The organism is Streptomyces sp. NPDC006711 (assembly GCF_042869775.1).
Classification (GTDB): Bacteria; Actinomycetota; Actinomycetes; order Streptomycetales; family Streptomycetaceae; genus Streptomyces.
The window spans coordinates 49,366-60,951 of the sequence record NZ_JBIAGO010000001.1 but is presented as its reverse complement, the minus strand read 5'-3'; the positions used below and the strand labels follow the sequence as shown (position 1 = coordinate 60,951).

Sequence of the window (11,586 nt, the reverse complement as noted above, 5' to 3'; positions counted from 1 at the left end):
AGTGGGCCGAACGAGCCAAGTGGGCCAGGAAAAGCGGCAGTTGTTCATTGGTGGGGCCTGGGTCGTGCCCGACGGCGGGTACTACCCCGTGCTCGACCCCGCCACCGAGGAGGTGGTGGGGTTCGCGCCCGAGGCGAGCCGTGCGCAGGTGTACGGGGCGGCTGCGGCCGCGCGGGAGGCCTTCGGCGCCTGGTCGCGCACGCGTCCCGAGGAGCGGGCCGCGATCCTGGACCGGGCCGCCGACCTCATGCGGCGCGACGTCGTGTCCAACGCCGAGCTCGCCCGCGCCGAGACCGGCGCCACCGCGGCCACCGCGCGCGGCATGCAGGTCGAGGTGGGGATCTCACGGTTCAGGCGGTACGCCAGGGGCGCGCTTGAGCCGGTGGAGCGGGCTCTCGTGCCACAGGTCAACGAGGCCGGGCCGATGGGAGGCGCGGGGGTGCTCGGGGCGCTCGCCGTGCGGCAGCCGGTCGGGGTGGTCACCTGCGTCACCTCGTACAACAACCCCTGGGCCAACCCGGCGGGCAAGGTCGCGCCCGCGCTCGCGATGGGCAACACGGTGGTGGTGAAGCCGGCGCCGCAGGATCCGCTGTCGGTGTTCAGGATGGCGGCGGCGCTGGAGGAGGCGGGGGCGCCGCCCGGGGTCGTCAACGTGGTCACCGGCTCCGCGCCGGCGGTCGGCGAGGCGGCGGTCGACTCGCCCGACGTCGACATGGTCTCCTTCACCGGCTCCACCGTCGTCGGGCAGCGCATCGCCGAGGTGTGCGGGCGCGCCATGAAGCGGCAGCTGATGGAGCTGGGCGGCAAGGGGGCCGCGCTCGTCTTCGACGACGCCGACCTGGCGTCGGCGGTCCGGGGCATCGGCACCACCTTCGCCTTCTACAGCGGCCAGATCTGCACCGCGCCGACCCGGGTCCTGGTCCAGCGCGGCGTCCACGACCAGCTGGTGGACCGGCTCGCGGCGTACGCGGGAGCGCTGAAGGTGGGGGATCCCACCGCGCGGGACACGGTGGTCGGGCCGGTGATCTCGGCCGCCCACCGCGACCGGGTGGAGTCCTATGTGGAGCTGGGGCGCAAGGAGGGCGCGACGGTCCTCGCGGGCGGCCAACGCCCTTGCCCGGAGCGGGGGTTCTATGTGGCGCCGACCCTCCTCGCGGGGTGCACCAACGACATGCGGGTGGCCCGCGAGGAGATCTTCGGCCCGGTGGTGGTCGTCATCCCCTTCGACGACGAGGAGGAGGGCGTCGCGCTGGCCAACGACAGCGAGTACGGGCTGCTCGACTACGTGTGGTCACGGGACGTGGCCCGCGCCTTCCGGGTCGCCCGGCGGCTGCGCGCGGGCGGGGTCGGCGTGAACACGATCGGCCGCAACATGGAGGCGCCGTTCGGCGGCTTCAAGAAGAGCGGGGTGGGCCGGGACGTCGGCTCGTACGCGCTGCACGCGTACAGCGAACTCCAGTCGATCGTCTGGCCCGGCTGACACCCGGTCCGCGCTACTTGGGCTGGAGCTCGGCCATCTTGTTCCAGCCCTGGCCCGGCACCTGCACGTTGATGATGTCCGGGGTGGCGGCGATGGCGCCGGCCATGGACTCCATCCCGGCCCTGAAGTGGTCGGAGTCGACGTGCGCCGCCCCGGCCGCCTCGTCGGCGAAGGCTTCCAGCAGGGTGTACTGGGTGGGGTCGTCCACGCTGCGCGACCAGTCGTAGAAGAGGTTGCCCGGCTCGGCGCGGGTGGCCTGGGTGAAGTCGTCGACGATGGTGAGCCAGTTGTCGGCGTGCTCGGGGCGGACGGTGAACCTGACGGCGATGAAGATCATGCCTCTACCGTGCCGGTCGGATTGTCCCGTGGCAAACCGGGTCAATCCCGGGGGAACTCGTCGGTCGTGAGGACGAGGCCGACGACGGTCCGGGTCAGGTCGATGTCGGTCCCGAAGGACACCTGGAGCTCGCTGGTGTAGTCCCCCTCCTTGGGCTCGGTGTAAAGGTGGCACTTGCCCTGGTACGGGTCGGCGATCAGGTACACCGGGATCTCGGCCCTGGCGTACGCGGTCCGTTTCGGGCCGTAGTCGTTGGCGCCGGTCCCCTTCGAAACGACCTCGGCGACGAATTCCACGTCGTCGTGGACGAAGCGCCGCGTGCCGTGCTCGACGGCCGCTGCCGACACAAGGGTGATGTCGGAGCAGAAACCGTTGAGATGCCCGGGGTAATCGATCCGGACGTCGGAGAGGATCCGATTCCGGGCGAATCCTGTCCTCAGCTGTTCGAAGATGTTCGCGATGATGTCCCAGTGGACCCTCCGCTGCGGCGTCATGAAGATGCCCCCCTGGACGATGTCGATCCGGAAACCCTCGGGGGCGGTCCTTTCCAGCCACGCGAACAGCGTGTCGAGCGTGTGCTCGCTGTCCCTGTGCTCGGCCATCTCGATCCTGTCGTCAGTGTTGCGGTCGTCGACAACGGTCATCGTGGCGCTCCTCCCCGGCCGCGTCCCGAACGAACACGGCCGCGCGGTACAACGATACGCACGGTGACGGCGTCACGCCCGTGTCGCGGCAGCTCATCCGCCCAGGAACACCGGGTTGGTGAACGCGGTCAGGGGGCCCGGCAGGCCCGGGGCGGGCGGGGGGTGGCGGACCTCGGCGCGGAGGTAGGCGGCGTTGGCCGGGGTCGTCCGCCAGGTGGCCGTGCCGGTGCCCGACGCGGGCAGCTGGGTCGTGTACAGGGTGCCCTGGTCGGTGACGAAGGCGACCGTGCAGCCGGGGGCGCCGCGCACTTCGAGGCGGGCGGTCACCTGCTCGTCGGGCGCGGCCCGCAGGCGTTCGCCGATGCCGGCGTGCCCGCCGCGGCCTCCCGAGACGCCGAAGGACAAGGAGACCTCCGCCGACTCCGCCACGTACGAACGCCCCGCCCTCAGGCCGGCCTGGATCGCCCGGGTCGTCAGGTCGTCGGCCAGGACCACCGTCTGGGGGCCGCCGACGCGGTCCGGGTCGCGGTGGGCGTCGCTGTTGCCCATCGCGGGCAGCCACGGCCAGCCCGAACGGGCCGCCACCACAAGGGAGTTGTCCCATTCGAGCAGGGTCGCCTCGTCGTCGGGGGTGTACGGGCCGTTCCACACCTCCACCGCGTCCGCCTCGCCGAAGCCGAACTTCCAGTTGCAGCCGACGCACGTGGCGTGCGGGTGGGCCGGGACCACCAGGCCGCCCGCCGCGCGGACCTCGCGCGCGAAGTGGCCGAAACGGTTGTCCCTCGCCCGGTAGCGCCAGTCGATGAAGTGGCCCGGTTCGGTGCCGAGGGCGACCACGTGGCCGTTGCGGGTGGTGATCTCCTCGCCCGTCATGATCAGCAGGTCGTCGCCCCACAGGCCCTGCCAGGCGCGGTGGCCCGACGTCGTGTTGTGCTCGGAGGTGTTGATGAAGTCAAGGCCCGCCGCGCGGGCCAGCGCCGCGATCTGGGCCGGGGTGCGGCCGCCGTCGGAGTGGACCGAGTGCAGATGGCAGTCGCCCCGGTACCAGGCGCGGCCCCGGCCCTTGGCGCGGGGCGGGGGGTAGCCGGGCGCCGGGGTCGCGCCGGGCTCGCCGTACTTCAGCGTGACCGTCACCGTGTAGGGCAGGCCCTGCGGGGCGACCGTGTACGGGCCGAGCGCGATGTGCCAGGTGCCCGGGCGTATGGGGCCGCGCAGATAGCCCGGGGTGGCGTCGTCGGCCCGGATGAAGAATTCCGTGCGCGCCCCGCCCGACCAGCCCCTGAACCCGGCTCCGCCGAGTGCCGTGCCGCGTTCGTCGAAGACGCCGATGTCGAGGGCGTTGTTCTGGGTGCCGGCCGGGACGCTCGCCTTCTCGTACGCGTACGAGACCGCCAACTCGCGGACGCCGCGCGGCACGTGTACGGGCAGGTAGACGAAGTCCGGGGACCCGGGCGGCAGGGTGCCGCGCACCACTCTGGTCTCGTCGGGGCGGGGTCCGGTGCCGGCGCCGGTGCGGGGTGCCGCGTCCGCGAAGGTCACGGGCCCCAGGGTGAGCGCGGCGGCGGCGCCGGTCGCGAGGAGGCCTCGCCTGCCGATGGTTCCGGGTGCGGTCGGTCCGTTCTCGGTCATGGGCTGAGCTCCCAACGGGTTGGGTGGGGCGTTGGTTCCAGTGTCATACCCGTGGATGAACGCCGGGGGGTGGGGAGTTGAGGCGGGGTGGCCAATTCCGGGTGCGGGCGGGGCGGTGCGGGTCGGTGCGGGTCGTGTCTGGCCGGTCGCGCAGTTCCCCGCGCCCCTGAGCATCCGACGCCGGTCAGGGCAGACCTACCCAGCCCGTCCGGCGTTTGGGGCGGAGCCCCAGGTGCCCTGGCTGCGGGCCGTGCTGGGCTGGTCGCGCAGTTCCCCGCGCCCCTGGCGGGGCTGGTGCTGGCCCGCACACACAGCCCGCCGCCCCTGGCGGTCTCGGTGCGGGCCCGTAGAGGCAACCTCAGCCGGCGTTTGAGGACGAGCGCCCTTAAGGCGCGGCACGGGGTCTGGGGCGGAGCCCCAGGGAGTTCGGCTGCGGGCCGTGGGTGGCTGGTCGCGCAGTTCCCCGCGCCCCTGGCGGGGCTGGACATACCTCAGCCCGTCGCGCGCCGCTGAGCATCTGGTGCTGGCCCGCGTGGGCAACCTCAGCCTGTCCGGCGATTGAGGACGAGCGCGTTCAGCGCGAAACGGGGTCTGGGGCGGAGTCCCAGGAGTCCCGGCTGCCGACCGTGCGTGGCTGAGCGCGCAGTTCCCCGCGCCCCTTGGCGGGGTCGGTGCTGGCCCACATCCGCATACCCAGCCCGTCCGGCGTTTGAGGACGAGCGCCCTTCAGGCGCGACGGGGTCTGGGGCGGAGCCCCAGGGAGCTCGGGTGCGGGCCGTGGGTGGCTGGGCGCGCGGTTCCTCGCGCCTCTTGGCGGGGTCGGTGCCGGCCCGCGTGGGCATGGTCGGCCCGTCCGGCGTGCGCGAATGGGGGCCGGGGCAGCCGGGGTGGGGTGGCTCGTATGCTCGGTGGATGAGCACCCGCGCGGGGACCCCGCAGGCAGACGGCCCGACCGCCAACGCGACGCGGCGCGCGCTGAAACGCGCGAGGGACGGCGTCGCCCTCGACGTCACCGAGGCCGCCGTCCTGCTCCAGGCCCGCGGCGCCGACCTCGACGACCTCACCGCCTCCGCCGCCCGGGTCCGCGACGCGGGCCTCGCCGCGGCCGGCCGCCCCGGCGTCATCACGTACTCCAAGAGCGTGTTCATCCCGCTCACCCGGCTGTGCCGGGACACCTGCCACTACTGCACCTTCGTCACCGTGCCCGGCAAGCTGCGCCGCGCCGGTCACGGCATGTTCATGTCCCCCGACGAAGTGCTGGACGTCGCGCGCCGAGGCGCCGAACTGGGCTGCAAGGAAGCCCTGATCACCCTCGGCGACAAGCCCGAGGACCGCTGGCCCGAGGCCCGCGAATGGCTCGACGCGCACGGCTACGACGACACCATCGCCTACGTACGCGCCATGTCCATCCGCATCCTGGAGGAGACGGGCCTGCTCCCGCACCTCAACCCGGGCGTTCTGTCCTGGACCGACTTCCAGCGGCTCAAGCCCGTCGCGCCCTCCATGGGCATGATGCTGGAGACCACCGCGACCCGCCTGTGGTCCGAGCCCGGCGGCCCCCACTACGGCTCCCCGGACAAGGAACCGGCCGTGCGGCTGCGGGTGTTGGAGGACGCGGGCCGCTCATCCGTGCCGTTCACCAGCGGGCTGCTCATCGGCATCGGCGAGACGTACGAGGAGCGCGCCGACTCGCTGTTCGCGCTGCGCCGGGTGGCGCGCGCCTACCACGGCGTCCAGGAACTGATCATCCAGAACTTCCGCGCCAAGCCGGACACGGCGATGCGCGGCATGCCGGACGCCGAACTCGACGACCTGGTGGCGACGGTCGCCGTCGCCCGGCACATCATGGGTCCCGCCGCCTGCCTCCAGGCGCCGCCGAACCTGGTGGCGGGGGAGTACGGGCGGCTGATCGGCGCGGGCATCGACGACTGGGGCGGGGTCTCGCCGGTCACCATCGACCACGTCAACCCCGAGCGGCCCTGGCCCCGGATCGAGGAGCTGGCGCAGAAGTCGGCGGCGGCGGGGTTCGTCCTGCGCGAACGGCTGTGCATCTACCCGGAGTTCGTCCAGCGCGGCGAGCCCTGGCTCGACCCCAGGCTGCTGCCGCACGTGCGCGCGCTCGCCGACCCGGAGACGGGTCTGGCCGACGCGGACGCGGAGGTGCGCGGGCGGCCCTGGCAGGAGCCCGACGAGGGTTTCACCGGCACCGGCCGCACCGACCTGCACCGCACCATCGACACCGAGGGCCGCACCGGCGACCGCCGCGAGGACTTCGACTCCGTGTACGGCGATTGGGCGCAGCTGCGCGAGGCGGCCGCCCCCGGCATGGTGCCGTCCCGCATCGACGCGGACGTACGCCAGGCGCTGGCGACCGCCGCCGACGACCCGACCCGGCTCACCGACGAGGAGGCGCTGGCGCTGCTGCACGCGGACGGCGACGCGCTCGACGCGCTGTGCGCGGTCGCGGACGACGTCCGCGCGTCGATGGTGGGCGACGACGTGACGTACATCGTCACGCGCAACATCAACTTCACCAACGTCTGCTACACCGGCTGCCGGTTCTGCGCCTTCGCGCAGCGCCGCACGGACGCCGACGCGTACACGCTGTCCCTGTCCCAGGTCGCCGACCGGGCCCAGCAGGCGTGGGACGTGGGGGCGGTCGAGGTCTGCATGCAGGGCGGCATCCACCCCGACCTGCCCGGCACGGCCTACTTCGACATCGCGCGCGCGGTGAAGGAGCGGGTGCCGGGGATGCACGTCCACGCCTTCTCGCCGATGGAGGTGGTGAACGGCACGACGCGTACCGGGATGTCCATCCGCGAGTGGCTGACCGAGGCGAAGGCGGCGGGCCTGGACTCGATCCCGGGCACGGCGGCGGAGATCCTGGACGACGAGGTCCGCTGGATCCTGACCAAGGGCAAGCTGCCGGCGGCCACGTGGATCGAGGTGATCAGGACCGCGCACGAGCTGGGCATCCGGTCCTCCTCCACGATGATGTACGGGCATGTCGACCAGCCCCGGCACTGGCTGGGCCACCTGCGGACGCTGGCGCGCCTCCAGCAGGAGACGGGCGGGTTCACGGAGTTCGTGACGCTGCCCTTCATCCACACCAACGCGCCGGTGTATCTGGCGGGCATCGCGCGGCCCGGGCCCACCGACCGCGACAACCGGGCGGTGACGGCGATGGCCCGTCTCCTCCTGCACCCCCACATCCCCAACATCCAGACCAGCTGGGTGAAGCTGGGGCAGGAGGGGGCGGCGCAGATGCTGCGCTCGGGCGCGAACGATCTGGGCGGGACGCTGATGGAGGAGACCATCTCCCGTATGGCGGGCTCCAGTTACGGCTCGTACCGATCCGTCAAGGACCTGGAGGCGATCGCGCGGGCGGCGGGGCGGGGGGCGCGTCCGCGTACGACTCTGTACGGTGACGTGCCGCCCGAGCGGGTCGAGACGGCCCACACGTCGGACGGCCATCTGCCGGCGCTGCTTCCCGTCCTGGACGCGTGACGCGGCGACGTGCGTCCGCTTGAGGGTGCGGGTGGTGGACGCCTGCTCGCGCAGTTCCCCGCGCCCCTGACTATTTGGCGCTCGCCCACGTCGGCAACTTCAGCCTGTCATGGGGGTCCCCCCTGGCCCTTAAGGCCTTGGGGGAGTTTGAGGACGAGGCCGTTCAGGCCGATCGGGGTCTGGGGCGGAGCCCCAGGGGTGTTGGCTGCGGACCGTGCTGGGCCGAGCGCGCAGTTCCCCGCGCCCCTGGCGGGGCTTGTGCTGGCACGCACCGGCAACCTCAGCCCGTCCGGCGATTGAGGACGAGCGCCTTCAGCGCGAATGGGGTCTGGGGCAGATCCCCAGGGACGTCGGCTGCGGGTCGTGGTCGCTTCTCGCGCAGTTCCCCGCGCCCCTGGCGGGGTTGGTGCTGGCCCGCACCGGCAACCTCAGCCCGTCCGGCGTTTGAGGACGAGGGCGTTCAGGCCGGACGGGGTTGGGGGTGGGCACACTTAAAAGGGGGCATTCGTTCGGGTACCGTGCTGCCGCATGAGCGCAGCCGCATCCACACCCATATGGGGCCGGGCCGAACAGCAGGACTTCCGCAGCCGGGTACGGGGCTGCCTGCTGGGCGGGGCGATCGGGGACACCCTGGGCGCGGGCGTCGCCGGGCTCGCGCTGAGCGAGATCCGCGAGCGGCACGGCCCGGACGCGCTGAGCGACCTCGCCCCGGCGCACGGCCGCACGGGCACCGTGACCGCGGCCACCCAGCTCACCCTGTTCACCGTGGACGGCCTCATACGCGCCCAGGTCCGCCGCGACACCGGCGCCTGGCACCCGCCCACCGACGTGCACCGGGCACATCTGCGCTGGGCCGCGACCCAGCGCGACTGGGGCCCCGACGAGCGCCGCGAGGACAACGGCTGGCTGGCCCGCGAGGAATGGCTCTACGCGCGGCGCGACCCGGCCAAGGCCTGTCTGGTCGGGCTCGGCGACGACATCATGGGCACCCTGGAGCAGCCCAAGAACCCGGGCGCCGACGACCCCGCCGCCCTCACCCGCTCCGCGCCGTTCGGCCTGCTCGTGGGCTGGGAGCCGCAGTTGGTGCTGCAACTCGCCGTGGAGTGCGCGGCGCAGACCCACGGCGACCCGGCGGCGTATCTCTCGGCGGGCGCGCTCGCCGTCGTCGTGCACGGGCTCGCCCGGGGCGAGTCCATGGACGGCGCCGTCCAGCGGGCCCTGGCGCAGCTCGCCGTGCGCCCGGGCCACGAGCCGGTCACCGACGCGCTGCGGCACGCGCTCGGCGCCGTGCGCCAGGGCATGCCGAGCCCGGCGCTCGTGGCCACCCTCGGCACCGGGCACCGCGCCCCGGAAACGCTCGCGATCGCCGTGTACTGCGCGCTGGTCGGCGAGGACGTCCGGCACGGGCTGCTGCTCGCCGTCAACCACGACGGCCCGTCCGACGCCACCGGCACCGTCTGCGGCAGCCTGCTCGGCGCGATGCACGGCGAGACCGCGCTGCCGCCCGCCTGGCTCGCCCAGCTGGAGGGCCGCGCGACCGTCCTGGAACTGGCCGACGACTTCGCGATGGAGATGACCCAGGGCCCCGCCCTGCACGGCCCGGCCGTCAACACGGCGGGCTGGCTGCTGCGCTATCCGAGGGGCTGAAACCACTCGTACGGGCGAAGGAACCGCGCTGACGCCGCGTGTCCCTCGCGCGCGTACCGTGTCCTTCGTCAGGGTCGTTCCCATGACCCCCCTTCCCAGGGCCCGCACCACGCACGCCCGCCGTACCCCGCCGGCCCGCTGGTTCACCGGCCCGCTGGTCGCCCTCGCGCTGCTCGGGTGCGCCGCGGTCCCCGCCTCCGCCGCCCCGGCCGACGACGCCGCAGGTCAACAGAGCTACGCCCAGAACGAGACCGAGCCCGCCGTCACCGACCCCTCGGCCCGTGAGGGCGAACTCCCCCCGTACGACGCCCGCGACGCCCAGCAGGCCGTCGACGACATGGTGATGGACGAGGAGGCGGCCGAAGAAGAGGAAGCGGAGGGGGCGCAGGACGCGGGCCGGCACTGCCCGCCGGACGCCGAGGACCGCGCGGCCGGCTACGAGCGCCGGGGCGCGCACCGCGACGACGCGCAGATCGTCGGCTGACCCCGCCCGCACCGGCCCGCCGCGTCCCCGGGTCTGCGGCAACCAGGCGCGTCCGGGCCTCTCCCCACGCCGGCGGTCACCTCATCAGCTCGCCCGCGTTCACCAGGAGCGACTGGCCGGTGATCGCGCGGGCCCGGTCGGAGGCGAGGAAGGCCACCGCCTCCGCCACGTCCCGGTCCGTGGCGAGGTCCGGCAGGGCCATGCGCTCGGTGAGCCGGCCCAGCACCTCCTGTTCGGACACGCCCTCGGCGGCCGCCGTGAACTGGACGTACGCCCGCACCGGCGGCCCCCACATCCAGCCGGGAAGCACCGTGTTGACCCGGATCCGGTCCGGTCCGAACTCGCGCGCCATCGAGTACATCGCGGACGTCAGCGCGCCCTTGGACGCCGCGTACGCCGCCTGCCGCACCTGCGAGGGCGCCGCCACCGCCGACTGCGTACCGATGATGACGACGGACCCGCCGCGCGCCCTGAGCGCGGGCAGGCAGGCCCGGGTCATGCGCAGGGTGCCCAGCAGGTTCACGTCCATGACCTGCTGCCAGGTGGCGAGGTCCGCGTCGGCCACGCCGCCGAAGTAGCTGTCCCAGGCGGCGACATGGACGACCGCGTCGATGGCGCCGAACCGCTCCACGGCGAGCGCCGCGAGGGCTTCGCACTGGGACGCGTCGGTGATGTCGGTGGGCAGCAGGGCGGTGCGGGCACCACCCGGGTCGATCTCGGCGGCGCACTGCGCGAGGTTGGCCTCGGTGCGCGCGCCGAGCACCGCGTTGCCCCCTTCGCGTACGACGGCGGCCGCGACCTGGTGCCCGAGCCCGGCCCCCACCCCGGACACGACGACGGTCTTCCCACGTAACAGCATCCGGTCATCTCCCGGCCCTGGCGCATCTTCTGACGGAGCGTCAGAGTAAGTCCGTCCGGTGACGGAGGGAAGGGATGCGGCATGAGCGAGGACGGGCGCCCCGAGGCGTACGAGGAGCTGGCGTCGGCGGGGCCCTACGGGGTGCGCCCCGGGCACGCGCTGATCACCATGGTGGAGCCGCACCCGGGCCATGAGTACGCCTACAACCGCTGGTACGAGGACGACCACTACTACGCGGGCGCCATGGCCATGCCCTGGATGTTCGCGGGGCGGCGCTGGGTGGCCACCCACGACCTCCAGGACCTGCGCTACCCCGAGAAGTCCGCCGTCGCCCAGCCGGTCGGCGCGGGCTGCTACCTCTCCACGTACTGGATCACCGAGGGCCGCTACGACGAGCACATGAGGTGGACCGTCGGCATCAACCGGCGCCTCAACCGCGACGGCCGCGTCCACCAGGAGCGCACCCACGTCTTCACGGCGTTCCACGACCACGAGGCGACCGTCTACCGGGACGGAGCGGCCGGCCCCCGCGACCACCACGCCCTCGACCATCCGTACGCGGGTCTCGTCCTGGAGGTCATCGACGCCCAAAGCCCGCAGGCGCGCGGGGAGTTGCTGGAGTGGCTGCGCTCGCGCCGCCTGCCCCGGCGCCTGGCCCAGGGGCCCGCCGCGATGGTGACCGTCTTCCGGCCCACCCCGCTGCCGGGCGACCGCATGACGTATGTGAAGCAGGTCGAGGGCGTCGGCACCCGGCTCACCCTGCTCTGGTTCCTTGAGCGGGACCCGAGGGAGGTCTGGGCGGACCACTTCACCGGACTCGACACGGATCTCGCCCGCAGCGGCCTCGGCCGCGTGGAGCTGGTGGCCCCCTTCATCCCCACCGTGCCGGGCACCGACCGCTACGTGGACGAACTCCGCCGGCGCGAGGCCTGACGGCGGACATGGCCGAGCCCCCTCGGCCGGGACGGCGGGCCAGTCGAGAGGGCTCTTGACGGTCGT

At 73.3% G+C, this 11,586-nt stretch carries 9 protein-coding genes; 5 read left to right on the top strand and 4 right to left on the bottom strand.

Annotated features, from left to right (window positions below; genetic code table 11):
* The first annotated feature begins 40 nt into the window (after nucleotides 1–40).
* A complete protein-coding gene (locus ACFYM2_RS00265) occupies nucleotides 41–1,480 on the top strand; it encodes an aldehyde dehydrogenase family protein (protein WP_388832080.1) in 1,440 nt (479 codons plus the stop codon).
* A gap of 13 nt (nucleotides 1,481–1,493) precedes the next feature.
* Here the strand turns inward: ACFYM2_RS00265 and ACFYM2_RS00260 are convergent, their stop codons facing one another.
* From ACFYM2_RS00260 to ACFYM2_RS00250, 3 genes are all read right to left on the bottom strand, one after another.
* Nucleotides 1,494–1,817, bottom strand: coding sequence for a putative quinol monooxygenase (locus ACFYM2_RS00260; RefSeq protein ID WP_350230959.1), 324 nt, complete (start codon nucleotides 1,815–1,817; stop codon nucleotides 1,494–1,496).
* A gap of 41 nt (nucleotides 1,818–1,858) precedes the next feature.
* Nucleotides 1,859–2,461 carry a Uma2 family endonuclease gene (locus ACFYM2_RS00255; protein ID WP_388832077.1) on the bottom strand — a complete coding sequence of 201 codons (603 nt, stop codon included), beginning with the start codon at nucleotides 2,459–2,461 and terminating at the stop codon, nucleotides 1,859–1,861.
* A 93-nt stretch (nucleotides 2,462–2,554) separates the two neighbouring features.
* The gene (locus tag ACFYM2_RS00250) at nucleotides 2,555–4,090 is read right to left on the bottom strand and encodes a CehA/McbA family metallohydrolase (RefSeq protein ID WP_388832074.1); all 1,536 of its coding nucleotides are present in this window, start codon (nucleotides 4,088–4,090) and stop codon (nucleotides 2,555–2,557) included.
* Between the two features lie 912 nt (nucleotides 4,091–5,002).
* On the opposite strand from ACFYM2_RS00250, the gene ACFYM2_RS00245 reads away from it, so the two are divergent.
* The 3 genes from ACFYM2_RS00245 (at nucleotide 5,003) to ACFYM2_RS00235 (ending at nucleotide 9,728) form a co-directional block, all read left to right on the top strand.
* The gene (locus ACFYM2_RS00245) at nucleotides 5,003–7,597 is read left to right on the top strand and encodes a bifunctional FO biosynthesis protein CofGH (RefSeq protein ID WP_388832071.1); all 2,595 of its coding nucleotides are present in this window, start codon (nucleotides 5,003–5,005) and stop codon (nucleotides 7,595–7,597) included.
* A gap of 528 nt (nucleotides 7,598–8,125) precedes the next feature.
* Nucleotides 8,126–9,244 (top strand): ADP-ribosylglycohydrolase family protein, encoded by a 1,119-nt coding sequence (locus ACFYM2_RS00240; protein WP_359008286.1) that lies wholly within the window; start codon nucleotides 8,126–8,128, stop codon nucleotides 9,242–9,244.
* A gap of 82 nt (nucleotides 9,245–9,326) precedes the next feature.
* The gene (locus ACFYM2_RS00235) at nucleotides 9,327–9,728 is read left to right on the top strand and encodes a hypothetical protein (RefSeq protein ID WP_388832068.1); all 402 of its coding nucleotides are present in this window, start codon (nucleotides 9,327–9,329) and stop codon (nucleotides 9,726–9,728) included.
* 76 nt (nucleotides 9,729–9,804) lie between these two features.
* On the opposite strand, the gene ACFYM2_RS00230 is transcribed toward ACFYM2_RS00235, so the two are convergent.
* Nucleotides 9,805–10,587, bottom strand: a complete 783-nt coding sequence (locus ACFYM2_RS00230) for an SDR family oxidoreductase (RefSeq protein ID WP_388462143.1) — start codon at nucleotides 10,585–10,587, stop codon at nucleotides 9,805–9,807.
* Nucleotides 10,588–10,668: 81 nt separating this feature from the next.
* On the opposite strand from ACFYM2_RS00230, the gene ACFYM2_RS00225 reads away from it, so the two are divergent.
* A complete protein-coding gene (locus ACFYM2_RS00225) occupies nucleotides 10,669–11,520 on the top strand; it encodes a hypothetical protein (protein WP_388832065.1) in 852 nt (283 codons plus the stop codon).
* Nucleotides 11,521–11,586 lie beyond the last annotated feature (66 nt).